General features: G+C 61.5%; 12 protein-coding genes and 1 tRNA gene. 6 read left to right on the forward strand and 7 right to left on the reverse strand.

Annotated elements, in window-relative coordinates; all coding sequences use genetic code 11:
• Nucleotides 1-35 precede the first annotated feature (35 nt).
• Entirely contained in the window at nucleotides 36-4,055 is a 4,020-nt protein-coding gene (gene purL, locus ACK41V_RS07585) for a phosphoribosylformylglycinamidine synthase (RefSeq protein WP_409780307.1), read from the reverse strand.
• Between the two features lie 148 nt (nucleotides 4,056-4,203).
• Here purL and map point away from each other — a divergent pair, with 148 nt between their 5' ends.
• A complete protein-coding gene (map, locus tag ACK41V_RS07590; protein WP_409780088.1) occupies nucleotides 4,204-5,019 on the forward strand; it encodes a type I methionyl aminopeptidase in 816 nt (271 codons plus the stop codon).
• A 98-nt stretch (nucleotides 5,020-5,117) separates the two neighbouring features.
• Nucleotides 5,118-7,709: a [protein-PII] uridylyltransferase gene (locus ACK41V_RS07595; RefSeq protein ID WP_409780091.1), complete on the forward strand. Its 2,592-nt coding sequence runs from the start codon at nucleotides 5,118-5,120 to the stop codon at nucleotides 7,707-7,709.
• A 188-nt stretch (nucleotides 7,710-7,897) separates the two neighbouring features.
• Here the strand turns inward: ACK41V_RS07595 and def are convergent, their stop codons facing one another.
• Nucleotides 7,898-8,437 (reverse strand): peptide deformylase, encoded by a 540-nt coding sequence (gene def / locus ACK41V_RS07600; RefSeq protein ID WP_409780092.1) that lies wholly within the window; start codon nucleotides 8,435-8,437, stop codon nucleotides 7,898-7,900.
• Between the two features lie 167 nt (nucleotides 8,438-8,604).
• On the opposite strand from def, the gene ACK41V_RS07605 reads away from it, so the two are divergent.
• The 4 genes from ACK41V_RS07605 (at nucleotide 8,605) to ACK41V_RS07620 (ending at nucleotide 11,195) form a co-directional block, all read left to right on the forward strand.
• Nucleotides 8,605-8,680, forward strand: a tRNA-Asn gene (locus tag ACK41V_RS07605).
• A gap of 110 nt (nucleotides 8,681-8,790) precedes the next feature.
• The gene (gene aat / locus ACK41V_RS07610) at nucleotides 8,791-9,546 is read left to right on the forward strand and encodes a leucyl/phenylalanyl-tRNA--protein transferase (RefSeq protein ID WP_409780310.1); all 756 of its coding nucleotides are present in this window, start codon (nucleotides 8,791-8,793) and stop codon (nucleotides 9,544-9,546) included.
• The gene (locus ACK41V_RS07615) at nucleotides 9,543-10,301 is read left to right on the forward strand and encodes an arginyltransferase (protein WP_409780095.1); all 759 of its coding nucleotides are present in this window, start codon (nucleotides 9,543-9,545) and stop codon (nucleotides 10,299-10,301) included. The genes aat and ACK41V_RS07615 overlap by 4 nt, the downstream gene beginning before the upstream one ends.
• Before the next feature lie 66 nt (nucleotides 10,302-10,367).
• Nucleotides 10,368-11,195, forward strand: a complete 828-nt coding sequence (locus tag ACK41V_RS07620) for an IclR family transcriptional regulator (protein ID WP_409780098.1) — start codon at nucleotides 10,368-10,370, stop codon at nucleotides 11,193-11,195.
• 181 nt (nucleotides 11,196-11,376) lie between these two features.
• Here the strand turns inward: ACK41V_RS07620 and ACK41V_RS07625 are convergent, their stop codons facing one another.
• The 5 genes from ACK41V_RS07625 to ilvN all read right to left on the reverse strand — a co-directional run bounded on the left by ACK41V_RS07625 (nucleotide 11,377) and on the right by ilvN (nucleotide 17,037).
• A complete protein-coding gene (locus ACK41V_RS07625; protein ID WP_409780101.1) occupies nucleotides 11,377-12,462 on the reverse strand; it encodes a serine hydrolase in 1,086 nt (361 codons plus the stop codon).
• Nucleotides 12,463-12,578: 116 nt separating this feature from the next.
• On the reverse strand, nucleotides 12,579-14,117 hold the full coding sequence (locus ACK41V_RS07630; RefSeq protein ID WP_409780104.1) for a 2-isopropylmalate synthase: 1,539 nt from the start codon (nucleotides 14,115-14,117) through the stop codon (nucleotides 12,579-12,581).
• Between the two features lie 225 nt (nucleotides 14,118-14,342).
• Complete coding sequence (gene pssA / locus ACK41V_RS07635) at nucleotides 14,343-15,176, reverse strand: CDP-diacylglycerol--serine O-phosphatidyltransferase (RefSeq protein WP_409780107.1); 834 nt, start codon at nucleotides 15,174-15,176, stop codon at nucleotides 14,343-14,345.
• A 193-nt stretch (nucleotides 15,177-15,369) separates the two neighbouring features.
• Nucleotides 15,370-16,383 (reverse strand): ketol-acid reductoisomerase, encoded by a 1,014-nt coding sequence (gene ilvC / locus ACK41V_RS07640; RefSeq protein ID WP_409780110.1) that lies wholly within the window; start codon nucleotides 16,381-16,383, stop codon nucleotides 15,370-15,372.
• Between the two features lie 162 nt (nucleotides 16,384-16,545).
• The gene (gene ilvN, locus ACK41V_RS07645; protein WP_409780113.1) at nucleotides 16,546-17,037 is read right to left on the reverse strand and encodes an acetolactate synthase small subunit; all 492 of its coding nucleotides are present in this window, start codon (nucleotides 17,035-17,037) and stop codon (nucleotides 16,546-16,548) included.
• Between the last annotated feature and the right edge of the window lie 37 nt (nucleotides 17,038-17,074).

Raw genomic sequence — 17,074 nt, forward strand, 5'->3', positions numbered from 1 at the left:
CAGCATGCGCCTGTGCGCAGCGCCTCAGATCATTTTCAACCCACCCACTTGCGCGCATTGCGCCAGAGGTGCATCCACGGGCTCAGCTGGCTGCGGTCTTCGCTGGTCCAGCTCATCTGCACATTGCGGAACACGCGCTCGGGGTGCGGCATCATGGCCGTGAAGCGGCCGTCCGCCGTGGTGACTGCCGTCAAGCCGCCTGCGCTGCCGTTGGGGTTGAACGGGTACTGCTCGGTCGCTGCGCCGTGGTTGTCCACAAAGCGCATGGCAGCAATCGCCTTGGCCGCATCGCCGCGGTATTTGAAGTTGGCATAACCCTCGCCGTGCGCCACGGCAATCGGCAGGCGGCTGCCCGCCATGCCCTGCAGGAACAGGCTGGGGGATTCAAGCACTTCCACCATCGACAGGCGGGCTTCAAAACGCTCGCTCTGGTTGGTGGTAAAGCGCGGCCAGTCTTGCGCGCCGGGGATGATGTCCGCCAGCTCGGCAAACATCTGGCAGCCGTTGCACACGCCCAGGCCGAAGGTGTCCGTGCGGCCAAAGAAGCCCTGGAACTGCGCGGCCAGCACGGGGTTGAAGGTGATGGAACGCGCCCAGCCAATGCCCGCGCCCAGCGTATCGCCGTAGCTGAAGCCACCACAGGCGACCACGCCCTTGAAATCTTCGAGCTTGACGCGGCCAGTCTGCAGGTCGGTCATGTGCACGTCGTAGGCCTCAAAGCCTGCTTCCGTGAACGTGTAGGCCATCTCGATGTGCGAGTTCACACCCTGCTCGCGCAGGATGGCGACCTTGGGCTTGGCGAGGTTCAGGAACGGCGCGGCCACGTTCTCCAACGGATCGAACGTGAGGTGCACGTGCATGCCGGGGTCCGTGGGCTCGCCCGCTGCGGCGTGTTCGGCATCGGCGTTGGCGGGGTTGTCGCGCTGCTGGCAGATCTTCCAGCTCACGGCATCCCACACCTGGTGCAGGTCGGTCAGCGGCGCGCTGAACACAGCCTTGGCATCGCGCCAGACCTGCAGCTCGCCCTTTCCCGCGGCAATCTCGGACGACGCAGGGCGCGTCTTGCCAACGAAGTGGCTGAACCTGGACAGACCGTGGTCACGCAGGGTTTGCATGACGTCGTTGCGTTCTGCAGTGCGGACCTGCAGCAACACACCCAGCTCCTCATTGAATAGGGCTTTCAAGGTGAGTTCGTCGCGGCGCGCGCCCACCTGGCCCGCCCAGTTCTTGGCATCGCCCGTGTCCATGCGGCTGTCGCTGATGCCGTCGCCTTCGGTGATCAGCAGGTCGACATTGAGCGCAACGCCCACATGGCCCGCAAAGGCCATTTCGGCTGCGGCGGCCAGCAGACCGCCATCGCTGCGGTCGTGATAAGCCAGGATCTGGCCCTTGGCGCGCAATGCGTTGACCGCGTTGACGAGGTTCACCAGGTCTTGCGGGTCGTCCACATCGGGCACCACGTCGCCGCTTTGGTCCAGCGTCTGGCCCAAAATGCTGCCGCCCATGCGGTTCTGGCCCTTGCCGAGGTCGATGAGCACCAGTGTGGTGTCGGCTTCGGCGGCGTCGAGTTGTGGCGTGAGCGTGCCGCGCACGTCAGACAGCGAGGCAAACGCGCTCACGATCAGGCTGACGGGTGATGTGACCTTTTTCTTGTCTGAACCTTCGTTCCATTGCGTGCGCATGGACAGCGAATCCTTGCCGACCGGAATGCTGATGCCCAGCGCGGGGCACAACTCCATGCCCACAGCCTTCACGGTTTCGTACAGCGCGGCGTCTTCGCCAGGCTCGCCACAGGCGGCCATCCAGTTGGCAGACAGCTTCACACGGGGCAGCTCAATCGGCGCGGCCAGCAGATTGGTCAGCGCCTCGGCCACGGCCATACGGCCAGATGCAGGCGCGTTGATAGCCGCCAACGGCGTGCGCTCGCCCATGCTCATGGCCTCGCCCGCAAAGCCCTTGTAGTCGGCCAAAGTCACGGCGCAATCGGCCACGGGCACCTGCCAGGGGCCGACCATCTGATCGCGGTGGCTCAGGCCCCCCACGGTACGGTCACCAATGGTGATGAGAAACCGCTTGGACGCCACCGTGGGGTGGGCCAGCACGTCGATTACGGCCTTTTGCAGCGGCACGCCCGTCAAGTCCATCGGTGCGAATTCGCGCACCACGGTCTTCACGTCGCGGTGCATCTTGGGCGGCTTACCCAGCAGCACGTTCATGGGCATGTCCACGGGCAGCTTCTGGTCGTCTGCGGTGGCGGCCGGGTCGTGCAGCACCAGTTGGCGCTCTTCGGTGGCCGTGCCGATCACGGCAAATGGGCAACGCTCGCGTTCGCAGAAAGCCTGGAACAGCGGCAGCGACTCGGGCGCAATGGCCAGCACATAACGCTCCTGGCTCTCGTTGCTCCAGATTTCCTTGGCAGCCATGCCCGACTCTTCGAGCTGCACGGCGCGCAGGTCAAAGCGTGCGCCACGGCCTGCGTCGTTAGTCAGCTCAGGAAAGGCATTGCTCAAACCACCCGCGCCTACGTCGTGGATGGCGAGGATGGGGTTGGCCGCGCCCTGCGCCCAGCAGTGGTTGATGACCTCTTGCGCACGGCGCTCGATCTCGGGGTTGCCGCGCTGCACCGAGTCAAAGTCCAGCTCGGCCGCGTTGGTGCCGGTGGCCATGGAGCTGGCCGCGCTGCCACCCATGCCGATGCGCATACCGGGGCCGCCCAGCTGGATCAGCAGCGAGCCCGCAGGGAATTCGATCTTTTGGGTCAGCCCGGCATCGATCACGCCCACGCCGCCCGCGATCATGATGGGCTTGTGGTAGCCGCGCTGCACGCCAGCCACTTCCTGCTCGTATTCACGGAAGTAACCGTTCAGGTTGGGACGGCCGAATTCGTTATTGAACGCTGCGCCGCCCAGGGGCCCTTCGACCATGATCTGCAGCGGGCTGGCGATGTGCTCGGGCTTGCCGACGGTGCTGCCCCACAGCTTGCCCACGGTAAAGCCCGTCAAACCCGCCTTGGGCTTGGAGCCCCGGCCCGTGGCACCCTCGTCGCGGATCTCGCCGCCCGCACCGGTGGAGGCACCGGGGAACGGGGAGATAGCCGTAGGGTGGTTGTGCGTTTCCACCTTCATCAGCACATGCTGGGTGACACTACTCTTTTGATAGCTGTTAGCGCTTGATGGATAAGCGCCAGAGGCCATTTTGGCTAAAAATCGCTCCACCTCATGGCCTTCCATGACCGAGGCGTTATCCGAATACGCAATCACCGTGTGCTGGGGCGCCAGCTGGTGCGTGTTGCGGATCATGCCGAACAGGCTCTTCGCTTGAGCCACGCCGTCAATGGTGAACTCGGCGTTGAAGATCTTGTGGCGGCAGTGCTCGCTGTTGGCCTGGGCGAACATCATCAACTCCACGTCGGTGGGGTTGCGAGCCAGGCCCGTGAAGGCGTTGACGAGGTAGTCGATTTCGTCATCGGCCAGCGCCAGGCCAAAGCGGGTGTTGGCGGCTTCGAGTGCCTTCCTGCCTTGTTCAGGGCCACCGGCCAGCACGTCGACATGCTCCATGGGCGCGGGCTGCAGTTCGGTGAACAGCGCAGCGGCGGCACTGCGGTCGGCCACCACCGATTCGGTCATGCGGTCGTGCAGCAAGGCCGCCACCTGGGCCAGTTGCTCAGGCGTCAGTTCGGGCGTCTTGCCTAGCAAGCCCGATTTGAGGCTGATGCGGAATTCGGTGATGCGCTCTACCCGGCGAATGGCAATGCCGCAGTTGCGGGCAATGTCGGTGGCCTTGGAAGCCCAGGGCGACAGCGTGCCCAGACGCGGGGTGACGATGAGGGCGGCGCCATCTTCAGGGCCTGCGTACGGATCGCCGTAGGTCAGCAGCGCGGCCAGACGTTCCTGCTCAGTGGGAGTGGGGGCCGCATCGGTCGCCACCAGGTGCACGAAACGCGCTGCAATGCCACTGATCTTGGGGTGGATCGCCTCCAGGGCGGGTTGAAGTTGCTGAGCGCGGAAGGTGCTGAGGGCGTTGCCGCCCGCCAGCGTAGTCATGTGCAAGGTCACGGTAGCGGCCTGTTGGGGGTGTGAGGGGTCGATGGTGGTGCCGACCCGGGGTCCAGACCGGTGGGCCTGGGCAGGTGGACAGCCCGACATTTTACCGGGCGTACCACCCACCGCTGCAGCCACCGGAGTGCAATGGGATAATTGCGGCATGAGCATCACCATCAAAAGCGCTGAAGACATCGAGGGCATGCGCCTGGCCTGCCGCCTCGCCTCCGAAGTGCTGGACTACATCACTCCCCACATCAAGCCCGGTATCACGACGAAAGAAATCGACCGCCTGGGCGCCGAATGCATGGCCCAGCAGGGCACGATTTCGGCTACGGTGGGCTACCAGCCACCCGGCTACCCGCCCTACCCTGCGTCGCTGTGCACCTCGGTCAACCATGTGGTGTGCCACGGCATCCCCAATGACAAGCCCTTGAAAAAGGGCGACATCGTCAATGTGGACGTGACCGTGATCACCAAGGACGGCTGGTACGGCGACAACAGCCGCATGTTCCTGATCGGCGAATGCTCGATTGCCGCCAAGCGCCTGTCCGCCATCACGTTTGACGCCATGTGGCACGGCATCATGCAGGTCAAGCCGGGCGCCCACCTGGGCGACATCGGCCACGCCATTCAGAAGTTTGCCGAAGGCCAGGGCTTTTCCATCGTGCGCGAGTTCTGCGGCCATGGCATTGGCCAGAAGTTCCACGAAGAGCCCCAGGTACTGCACTACGGCCGCCCCGGCACGCTCGAAGAACTGGTGCCTGGCATGGTGTTCACGATCGAGCCCATGATCAACGCAGGCCGCCGCGAGGTGAAGGACTTTGGCAACGATGGCTGGACCATCGTGACCAAGGACCACAGCCTGTCGGCCCAGTGGGAGCACACGGTGCTGGTCACCGAAACAGGCTATGAAGTGATGACGCTGTCGGCAGGCTCCCCGCCGCTGCCGGCCTTTGTGACAGCCACAGCCACCTGACGGCGCCTGCGAGACCGCAACCGCCACGGTCTCGCACAACTCTTGCATGGCTTTTTTCATGGCCCCCTAACCGCGCACAAACCGCGCACCCCTCGACCATGACCGAACTCCATGCCCTGCGCGACACCTACCGCAGCGACAAAGCCGCCCTGCTGGCCGCCATGCAGGCCACTGGGGCATCCACCCGTGGCATTCGCGTGCTGCTGCGCAAGCTGTCGACGCTGGCGGGCCAGTTGCTGCAAACCCTGTGGCAGCGGGCCGAGTTGCCCAGCGACCTGGCCCTGATCGCGGTGGGCGGCTTTGGACGTGACCAGCTGTTTCCGTATTCGGATGTCGATGTGCTGCTGCTGCTGCCGGATGGCACGGCCCCCGAGGCTGGGACGGTGCTGCGCACGCAACTGGAAGGTTTTATTGGCAGTTGCTGGGATGCGGGGCTGGAGATTGGGTCCAGCGTGCGCACGGTGGCCGAATGCCTGGCCGAGAGCGCGCGCGATGTCACGGTGCAGACCTCGCTGCTCGAATCCCGCCTGGTCTGCGGCAACACCGATCTGTTTGCAGAGTTTCAGCGCCAATACCGCAAGCAGATGAGCCCCCAGGCATTTTTGGTGGCCAAAACGCTGGAAATGCGCCAGCGGCACAACAAGTACGAAAACACGCCTTACTCGCTGGAGCCCAACTGCAAGGAGTCGCCCGGTGGCCTGCGGGACTTGCAGATGATTCTGTGGGTGTCGCAGGCAGCGGGCTTGGGCAGCAACTGGAAGGAACTGGCCGCCAGCGGCATGGCCACCGCATTCGAGGTGCGCCAGATTGAACGCAATGAGGCGGTGCTCTGCCTCATACGTGCCCGCCTGCATGCAGCCGCTGGGCGGCACGAAGACCGACTGGTGTTTGACTTGCAAACCGCCGTGGCGGAATCGTTTGGCTACCGATCGCAAGCGCCCGACGGGTCGCGCCTGCCGATGCGCGCCAGCGAAACCATGATGCGGCGCTACTACTGGGCCGCCAAGGCGGTATCGCAGCTCAGCCAGATCCTGTTGCTCAACATCGAAGAGCGGCTGAACCCCTCCACCCACGAGCCACGGCCCATCAACGCGCGTTTCTTTGAAAAGGCGGGCCTGATCGAAGTGGCGAGCGATGACCTGTATGTGCGCGACCCTCACGCCATCCTCGAAACGTTTTTGCTCTACCAGACCACGGTAGGCCTCAAAGACCTGTCGGCCCGCACCCTGCGTGCGCTGTACAACGCACGCGGCGTGATGGATGGGGCCTTCCGCCGCGACCCGGTCAACCGGGCGGCCTTCATGCGCATCCTGCAGCAGCCGTCGGGCATCACGCACGCCATGCGGCTCATGAACCAGACCTCGGTGCTGGGGCGCTATCTGTGGGCGTTTCGGGGCATCGTGGGGCAGATGCAGCATGACTTGTTCCACGTGTACACCGTGGACCAGCACATCCTGATGGTGCTGCGCAATGTGCGCCGCTTCTTCATGGCTGAACATGCGCACGAATACCCGTTTTGCTCGCAACTAGCGGGCGGCTGGGACAAGCCGTGGATCCTGTACATCGCCGCACTCTTCCACGACATCGGCAAGGGCCGTGGCGGCGACCACTCACAGATTGGCGCCGTGGAAGTGCGCCGTTTTTGCCGCCAGCACGGCGTGGACCGCGAAGACGCCAAACTCATCGAGTTTCTGGTCAGCGAACACTTGTGCATGAGCCGCATCGCCCAAAAGGAAGACCTGAGCGACCCCGACGTGATTGCCGCGTTTGCACTCCGCGTGGGCAACGAGCGCTACCTCACCGCGCTGTATTTGCTGACCGTGGCCGACATCCGCGGCACCAGCCCCAAGGTCTGGAACGCCTGGAAGGGCAAGCTGCTGGAGGACTTGTACCGCGCCACGCTGCGCACCCTGGGCGGCCGTGCACCCGATGCCGCCGCCGAGATCGAGGCGCGCAAGCGCGAGGCGTTGGTGCTGCTGGCGCTGAGCGCCCTGCCCTTTGAAGCCCACAAAACCCTGTGGGCTACGTTGGACGTGAGCTATTTCATGCGCCACGAGGCCGCCGACATTGCCTGGCACACGCGCCACCTGTCCCGCCACGTAGGCGCCCCGCGCCCCGTGGTGCGTGCGCGCCAGTCACTGGCGGGCGACGGCCTGCAAGTGATGGTCTACGCGCCCGACCAAGAAGACCTGTTCGCCCGCATCTGCGGCTACTTTGACCGTGCAGGCTTCAGCATTCTGGATGCGCGGGTCCATACGGCCAACAACCAGCACGCGCTGGACACCTTTCAGGTGGTCGCAGCCGACCAGGCAGGTCATTACCGTGAGCTGACCCACATGGTGGAGAGCGATCTGGTGCGCGTGATCGAAGAAGGCGGCCCGCTGCCCGAGCCCGCACGCAAACGCGTGTCACGCCGGGTCAAGAGCTTTCCGGTCGCGCCGCGCGTCACCCTGCGACCCGACGAAAAAGCCCAGCGCTGGCTGCTGGCCATCTCAGCCAGCGACCGCGCCGGTCTGCTGTACCTGGTGGCCCGCGTGCTGGCACAACACCACCTGAGCGTGCAACTGGCCAAGGTCAGCACGCTGGGCGAGCGCGTGGAAGACACCTTCCTGGTGCAAGGCCCCGAGTTGCAGAACAACGCCCGCCAGATCCAGATTGAGACAGAACTGCTGCGCGAGCTGTCGGCGTGATGAATGCGCGGCTGAGGCGGGGGCAAAGGCGCAGCAGATGCAAAGGTGCTGCGTACAGCATATTGCTTCCCTATTGATAGCTACTAGCGCTTATCCATCAAGCGCTAGAGGCATATTTCATCAATATTTTCACTATCAGCTAGACGCAACGAGAACGGTGCTTCTTGCCGCACGCCTGCACGCGTGTATCAGTCGTCCTCAGTCGCGCTGATCTCGGGAAACAACACCTCGGTGAAGCCGAACTGCGTGAAGTCACGCACCCGCATCGGATAGAGCTTGCCAATGAGGTGATCGCATTCGTGCTGCACCACCCGCGCATGAAACCCCTCCACGGTGCGATCAATCGGATCGCCAAACGGGTCCACACCGGTGTAGCGAATGCGCGACCACCGCGGCACCTTGCCACGCAGCCCCGGCACCGAAAGGCAACCTTCCCAATCTTCTTCCTCTTGGTCGCCCAGGGGGGTGATCACCGGGTTCAGCAGCACGGTGGGCGGCACCAGCGGACGGTCGGGGTAACGCGGGTTGCGATCGTCCGAGCCAAAAATCACCAATTGCAGATCCACCCCAATCTGCGGCGCAGCCAAACCGGCACCATTGACGGATCGCATCGTGTCGAACATGTCACGCACCAGCAGGTGCAGCGCATCGGTGTCAAAGGCCGTCACGGGTTGGGCAACACGCAACAAGCGCGGGTCTCCCATTTTTAAGATGGTGTGGATAGTCATGGGGTTTGGAGCGTGGTGTGGCAAACGCGTGAACGGAAACGGCTCGCGTTGAAGCCCGCGCAGCATAACGCGCGCAGTGCAAGCGCGCGGGGGGAACGAAGCCCCGCAAAACGCAGCCCTGTTTTCTGGAAAACGCTCACATTTTGTGTATATAATCGTGGTCTTGTTCCTCGATAGCTCAGTTGGTAGAGCGCCGGACTGTTAATCCGTAGGTCCCTGGTTCGAGCCCAGGTCGAGGAGCCACTTCAAAAGCCCTGCACCCACCGGTGCAGGGCTTTTTTGTTGGGCCCACAGCCTGTCGCGCGGAACGCCTGCCACCGTGCCAGACAATAGTGCTTTTGACCGACCACCCCGTGCCGCCGCAACTACCCTGGCTGGAGCCTGAAGACCCACTGCCCCACCCCACTGCGGCCTGGGGTTTGAACGACCCTGCGCCGGGTCTGCTTGCTGCGGGAGGAGCCCTTGGTGTACCAAATCTGTGTGCAGCCTACGGCCAAGGCTCATTCCCCTGGTATGGCCCTGGGCAACCCATTCTTTGGTGGGCGCCCGACCCGCGCATGGTGCTGCCGGTTTCCGAATTTCGCCTCCACCGGTCCTTGCGCAAAACTCTGCAGGCATTTCGCTCCAATCCACGCTGCGAAATTCGGGTAGACAGCGCCTTCCACGCCGTCATCACGGCTTGCGCCACCCAAGAGCGTGATGGACAGGCGGGCACCTGGATCGTCCCCGAAATGATCGCCGCCTACACCGCTCTGCACACAGCGGGCTACGCCCACAGCATTGAAACCTGGGTCAACGGCGAGTTGATAGGGGGTCTGTATTGCGTGGCCCTCGGCCGCGCCGTGTTTGGTGAATCCATGTTTGCCCACGCGACCGATGCCTCGAAGATCGCGCTTTCGGCACTGGTGTGCCTGTGCCGCCACAACGGCGTTGAACTGATCGACTGCCAGCAGAACACGCAGCATCTAGCTTCACTAGGCGGACGGGAAATATCCCGCGCACAGTTCCTCATCGACACAGAGCGTGCCCGCCAAGAACCCGCTCCACGCTGGACGTTTGACCCCGTATACTGGAGCGAGCTGCTGCCATCCACACTGCCCAAGGCATGACGCAACTCAATGACCTCCCGCTGCAGACCCTGCAGTTCTACGCGACGGCCCCCTACCCCTGCAGCTACCTGCCGGACAGACAGGCCCGGTCTCAGGTCGCCACGCCCAGTCACCTGATTCAAAGCGATGTGTACTCCGACTTGGTCGCAAAGGGATTCCGGCGCAGCGGCATGTTCACTTACCGACCGTATTGCGATGGGTGCCAGGCCTGCACACCGCTGCGGGTGCTGGTCAACGAGTTCAAGCCCGACCGCAGCCAAAGACGCTCGACCGTGCGGCATGGAAACCTTCAAGCGCGGGTGCTGCGGCTGTGTTTTGTTCCTGAGCACTACCAGCTCTATCTGCGCTACCAGAACGGGCGCCACGCGGGCGGCGGCATGGACCATGACAGCATTGATCAATACACCCAGTTTTTGCTGCAAAGCCGCGTGAATTCCCGGTTGGTGGAATTTCGCGAGAGCGACGAGTCAGGCGAACCCGGGGCGCTGAAGATGGTGTCCATCCTGGATGTGCTGGATGACGGGCTATCGGCTGTCTACACCTTCTATGAACCCGAGCCCCACTGCAGCTACGGCACCTACAACGTGATGTGGCAGATTGCCCAAGCCAACTCCTTGGGCCTGCCCCATGTGTATCTGGGCTATTGGATCGAAGCCAGTCCCAAAATGAATTACAAGGCGCGTTTTCATCCGAATGAGATTCGCACCCAGGGAGAATGGCAGCGCACAGGCGAGGGAACACTTCAAGGCGGCTGAACTCGGCGCAAAGCGGTGGCACATTTCACAAGGTAAGATGCAGCGGCCCTTGCCCTATCGCCGCTCATGAAAAAAATCGACCCCAGCATCCCCGTCAAACCCAGCGTTCAAGTGCTTGAGCGCATGTTTACGCTGATCGATGTGCTGGCGTCTCGCGAAGAGGCGATTTCGCTCAAAGAGATCAGCGAAAAAACGGGCCTGCACCCTTCCACGACGCACCGCATCCTGAACGATCTGACCATTGGCCGTTTTGTGGATCGCCCAGAATCCGGCAGCTACCGCCTGGGCATGCGTCTCCTGGAACTGGGCAACCTCGTCAAAGCACGCCTGAGCGTGCGCGATGCAGCACTGACTCCCATGCGCAACCTGCACAAGCTGATCCAGCAGCCCGTGAACCTGAGCATGCGCCAGGGCGATGAAATTGTGTACGTGGAAAGGGCCTACAGCGAACGCTCTGGCATGCAGGTGGTCCGTGCAATTGGCGGACGTGCCCCATTGCATCTCACATCAACCGGCAAGCTGTTTTTGGCGCTGGACGACCCCCAACGCGTACGCGCCTACGCGACACGCACAGGCCTGTCCGGCCAGACCCGCAACAGCATCACCCAGCTCCCCATCCTTGAACGGGAACTGGCCAAGGCACGGCAATACGGAATCGCCCGCGACAACGAAGAATTGGAATTGGGTGTGCGCTGCATGGCAGCTGGCGTGTATGACGACCAGGGCAAGCTCGTCGCTGGCCTCTCTATCTCGGCACCTGCAGATCGGCTCGACGAAGGTTGGCTGCCAAAACTTCAGGCGACCGCCAGCGAGATCTCAGTGGCGCTGGGCCACGTGGCAAGTCCCGACGCGCCTGGTGATGTGATCGGGAGCAACCGGAGCCTGGTCCGGTAAAACCGACACGGGCAACTACTCGCCAGGGACCGCCAAAGCAGCAGACATGGCATGGCGGGATAGCCATGAGCAGCGCTGCAAACGCAGTCGTCTCGCTTTACCGAAGAACCGCAGCGATCCGCATTGCGCGATGTGGAGACAGCACCCGGGGCGACCCCAGCGCGTCGCCAGCAAACGCTGCTCAGCCGTTGTTACCTCGAACCGCTTGAAGTGGAGCTGCCAAAGATGGCAGGACAGGCATGGACTCAACCCATTGCCTCACACGCTCGGCATCACCCAGACGGCTGAATTTGCCTGCCGAGTCGAGAAAAACCATGATGAGCTTGCGCCCAGCGACCTGTGTCTGCATCACCAGACAACGCCCTGCTTCAGAGATGTAGCCCGTTTTCTGAAGGCCAATTTCCCAGGTGGGGTTCTTCACCAAACCATTGGTGTTGTTGTACTGCAGAGTTTTTTGTCCCACCGCCACTTCATAGCCAGGCGAAGTCGACAGCTCGCGCAGCAATGCATCACCGTGAGCCACGTTAACCAACGTCGCCAGATCCCGTGCGCTGGACTGGTTGCGACTGGAGAGCCCGGTGGGCTCCACATAGCGGGTATCGGTCATGCCCAACAGGCGCGCCTTGGTGTTCATTTGGGTCACAAAAACACCCAGGCCGCCTGGATAAGTGCGGCCCAAAGCATGGGCAGCGCGGTTCTCGCTAGACATGAGCGCCAAATGCAGCATTTCGCCGCGGGTGAGCGTAGTCCCCACCGTCAGCCGTGAGCGACTGCCTTTTTCAGTGTCCACATCGTCCTGCGTGATGGTGATGGGTTCATCCATCGGCAAATTGGCCTGAGAGATGATCATCCCGGTCATCAGCTTGGTCAGCGAGGCAATGGGCAAAACGGCGTGATCGTTCTTGCTGAGCAACACCTCATGCGTGTCCTGGTCGATGACGAGAGCCACGCTGGATTTGAGTTCCAGCGGATCGGTGATTTCGTGCAGGCCTGCGATTTGCCCAAACGAGAGCTTGGGAGGAATGTAGGCAACCCGGGTAGGCGCTTTCGCCATCTTGGCGGAAATGCGAACTGCCTTGGTGTTGGCTGCGGTCTTTCGAGGAGCCACAGCACGCTTGGACTTCACAGAGCTGACCTGCTCTTTTTTCGCTGACGCCTTCTTTCGCTCGCCTGCATGGGCAGCGGGCGCAATCAGCGCGACACCCACAAAGAGACAGCCCAAAAGCTTGAAAAATCGACTCACTGCGGTGCGGTGGGCATGGTGCATCAAAGTGCTCCAAACAGTAAAAAGTGTTGTGCAGTGTACAGAAACTAAAAAAGTCTCGCAAGATCAATAACTTGCGCGACTTTCCCAGAAAGTGAGTGAAATTATAAAATCAATACTCAGCCTTGTGCTGCCACCCGGTCAGCTTTACTTTGTAACTTGTTCAAAGCGCTGAGGTAAGCCTTTGCGGACGCGACGACGATGTCTGGATCGGCGCCCACGCCATTCACCACGCGGCCACTGTTCTGCAGGCGCACGGTCACTTCGCCCTGGCTTTCTGTAGAACCACTTATGGCATTGACGGAGTACAGCACCATTTCGGCGCCACTCTTGACGTGCGACTCAATGGCCTTCAGCGACGCATCCACCGGCCCATTCCCATCGGACTCGCTGCGCACTTCGTGTCCATCAATGGTGAACACGATGCGAGCGCGCGGTTGCTCCCCCGTTTCACTCTGCTGAAAGAGCGACACAAAGCCGTACTGCTCCTTCTCGCTGGTCACGCTCTCATCGCTCACCAGTGCAAGAATGTCTTCGTCGAAAATCTCGCTCTTGCGGTCGGCCAACTCCTTGAACCGCGTAAACGCTGTGTTGACCTCGGTCTCGCTATCCAGACTCACGCCCAATTCCTGCAGCCGCTGCTTGAAGGCGTTACGGCCGCTGAGCTTGCCCAGCACAATCTTGTTGGCACTCCAGCCCACATCCTCGGCGCGCATGATCTCGTAGGTGTCACGCGCCTTGAGCACGCCATCCTGGTGGATGCCGCTGGCGTGGGCGAAGGCGTTGGCGCCGACCACGGCCTTGTTGGGCTGCACCACGAAGCCGGTGGTCTGGCTGACCATGCGGCTCGCCGCCACGATGTGCTGGGTGTCGATGTTGAGGTCGAGGTTGAAATAGTCACGGCGGGTCTTGACCGCCATCACCACTTCTTCAAGCGAGCAGTTGCCGGCACGCTCACCCAAGCCGTTGATCGTGCACTCGACTTGGCGCGCGCCGCCTATCTTGACGCCTGCCAACGAGTTGGCCACCGCCATACCGAGGTCGTTGTGGCAATGCACCGACCAGATCGCTTTGTCACTGTTGGGGATGCGCTCACGCAGCGTCTTGATGAAGTTGCCGTACAGCTCGGGGATCGCATAGCCCACGGTGTCGGGCACGTTGATGGTGGTGGCGCCTTCATCAATGACGGCCTCCAGCACACGGCACAAAAAGTCCGGATCGCTGCGGTACCCGTCTTCGGGGCTGAACTCGATGTCCGCCACCAAATTGCGCGCAAAACGCACCGACTGCTTGGCTTGCTCCATCACCTGGTCCGGTGTCATGCGCAACTTCTTTTCCATGTGAAGTGCAGACGTCGCGATGAAGGTGTGAATGCGCGCATTGGCTGCACCCTTCAAGGCCTCGGCAGCGCGGGAAATATCTCGGTCATTTGCACGTGAAAGCGAGCAAATGGTGGACTCCCTGATCGCGTTCGCGATGGCCTGCACCGCCTCAAAATCCCCGTTGGAACTGGCAGCAAAGCCAGCCTCGATCACATCGACCTTCAGGCGCTCCAGCTGGCGGGCAATGCGCAGCTTCTCGTCTTTGGTCATGGACGCGCCTGGCGACTGTTCGCCGTCACGCAATGTGGTGTCGAAAATGATGAGTTTGTCAGCCATGTCGTCTCTCCTGGATCTAATGAAGTTGCAGGTGGGGGTGGGTTCGGCCCGCAACACTGAAAATCTGGCGCCCAAAACAAAAGGCCCGTTGCGGATGCATACGGGCCTTTGTGGAAAAGTGTGCGCGTGCGCCTACTGTCTCCGCCCGTGGGGAGGTAGCAGTAGGGCCAGTGCAAACGATTTCATGCGGTGTAATGTAGCACAAGTCGCCAAACACGACCTTGTTCACTTGTGAAGTCCGCGCTCATCGGGTTCATCCGTCGATGTGCTGATGACACTGCTGTGCTGACCCTTGGCCTTGCGCCATGCGTACACCCCGTAGCCACTCACACCATACAAAACGAAAACGCCAAACAGGACGATGGGAGGGTTGATGTTGATGACGGCGATACCCAGTGCAATCAGCACAATGGCCGCAAAAGGAACGCTCTTTTTCATCTGCAAGTCCTTGAAGCTGTAAAAGGGCACGTTGGTCACCATCGTGAGGCCCGCATACAGCGTGAAGGCGAACATGATCCAGGTGACCTGGTTCCAGGTGAGCCACAGGTCTTCCCCAGGGCGCACCCCCAACTCGGTCATAAGCCAGATAAAGCCCGCTACCAAAGCCGCCGCTGCAGGTGACGGCAACCCTTGGAAGTAGCGTTTGTCCACCACGCTGGTATTCACATTGAAACGGGCCAGGCGCAGGGCAGCGCAGGCGCAGTAAACAAAAGCGGCAATCCAGCCCCAGCGCCCCAAACCTCTCAACGACCACTCGTAGGCGATCAAGGCAGGCGCGGCACCAAAAGACACCATGTCAGACAGCGAATCCATCTGTTCACCAAACGCGCTTTGGGTGTTGGTCATGCGGGCCACACGGCCGTCCAGGCTATCGAGCACCATGGCACAAAAAACGCCCACAGCGGCCAAGTCGAAGCGGCCATCCATGGCCATCACGATGGAATAGAACCCCCCAAACAGCGCCGCCAGCGTAAACAGATTGGGCAAGATGTAGATGCCTTTGCGCCGCTTGCGCACCATCACCTCGGTGCTTTCGGTGGAACCATTGCCATCATGCATCAAAAAGACCTCCAGCGCTTGCCAGCAAAGCGCAAGCAGCTATTAAATTTATAGTAATCGACAACCTTCTGCCCAGCAGGTCAGTTGTCGCTCGCATCCAAGGCGAAGGCCGCAGTGTAGCGCCTGCGAGCAGCACTTCACGCCCATGAAAAAGGCCACCGAAGTGGCCTTTTGATGGCTCAGGAGTGAAGCATCAGTTGCGGGTCTGGTCGACCAGCTTGTTCTTGGCAATCCAGGGCATCATGGCGCGCAATTGGCTACCCACCACTTCGATGCTGTGGTCGGCCGTGTTGCGGCGACGGGCCGTCATCGATGGGTAGTTCAGGCGGCCTTCCTGAATGAACATCTTGGCGTAATCGCCGTTCTGGATGCGCTTCAGGGCATTGCGCATGGCAGCGCGCGACTGCTCGTTGATCACTTCAGGGCCGGTCACGTACTCGCCGTACTCGGCGTTGTTCGAGATCGAGTAGTTCATGTTGGCAATGCCGCCTTCGTAGATCAGGTCCACGATGAGCTTGAGCTCGTGCAGGCACTCGAAGTAGGCCATTTCAGGGGCGTAGCCAGCTTCGACCAGGGTTTCGTAACCCATCTTGATCAGCTCGACCGCACCGCCGCACAGCACAGCTTGTTCGCCGAACAAGTCGGTCTCGGTTTCTTCCTTGAAGTTGGTCTCGATGATGCCAGCCTTGCCGCCGCCGTTGGCTGCGGCGTAGCTCAGGGCCAGGTCACGGGCCTTGCCGGACTTGTCCTGGTGCACAGCCACGAGGTGGGGCACGCCGCCGCCTTGGGTGTAGGTGTTGCGCACGGTGTGGCCGGGGGCCTTGGGGGCGACCATCCAGACGTCCAGGTCAGCGCGGGGCACGACTTGGTTGTAGTGCACGTTGAAGCCGTGGGCGAAGGCCAGCGAAGCGCCCTTTTTCAGATGCGGTTCGATTTCAGTGTAAACAGCCGCGATGTTCTCATCGGGCAGCAAAATCATTACGACGTCGGCCAATGCAACCGCTTCGTTGACTTCCAGCACGTTCAGGCCGGCCTTTCCGACCTTGTCCCACGATGCACCGCCCTTGCGCAGGCCGACCACGACCTTTACGCCGCTGTCGTTCAGGTTTTGTGCGTGGGCATGGCCTTGGCTGCCGTATCCGATGATGGCTACGGTCTTGCCCTTGATCAGGCTCAGGTCGGTGTCTTTGTCGTAGAAAACTTTCATGGGTCGCTCCGGTTGAAATACGTTGTTGGTTGAAAAAATTAAAACAGGGGATTGTCTTACATAGGATTGGATTTCGGCCGGATGGCTAGGCTGGGGAGCCGCAGACAGTGCTGTAGCACGGCAAGGCTCCCCAACGACGCTAGCTGGTCGAAGGCCAATCCGTCACACGCGCAGAATGCGCTCGCCGCGGCCGATGCCACTGGCACCGGTGCGGACTGTTTCAAGAATGGCGGTGCGGTCAATGGCCTGCAGAAAAGCGTCGTTCTTCGACTGGTCGCCTGTCAGCTCAATGGTGTAGCTCTTCTCGGTCACGTCGATGATGCGGCCACGAAAGATATCCGCCATGCGCTTCATCTCTTCGCGCTCCTTGCCCACCGCGCGCACCTTTACCATCATGAGCTCGCGCTCGGTGTAGGCACCTTCGGTGAGATCAACCACCTTGACCACTTCAATGAGGCGGTTCAGGTGCTTGGTGATCTGCTCGATCACGTCGTCGGAACCCGCGGTCTGGATCGTCATGCGCGACAGCGATGGATCCTCGGTAGGCGCCACGGTGAGCGATTCGATGTTGTAACCACGGGCCGAGAACAGGCCGACCACGCGCGACAGCGCCCCGGGTTCGTTTTCCAGCAAGACAGCAATGATGTGTTTCATGGGTGCAGATTCCTCTTTTCGCTGCCCTCCCCCGTGC

The organism is Acidovorax sp., from assembly GCF_046291265.1.
GTDB lineage: Bacteria > Pseudomonadota > Gammaproteobacteria > Burkholderiales > Burkholderiaceae_C > Acidovorax.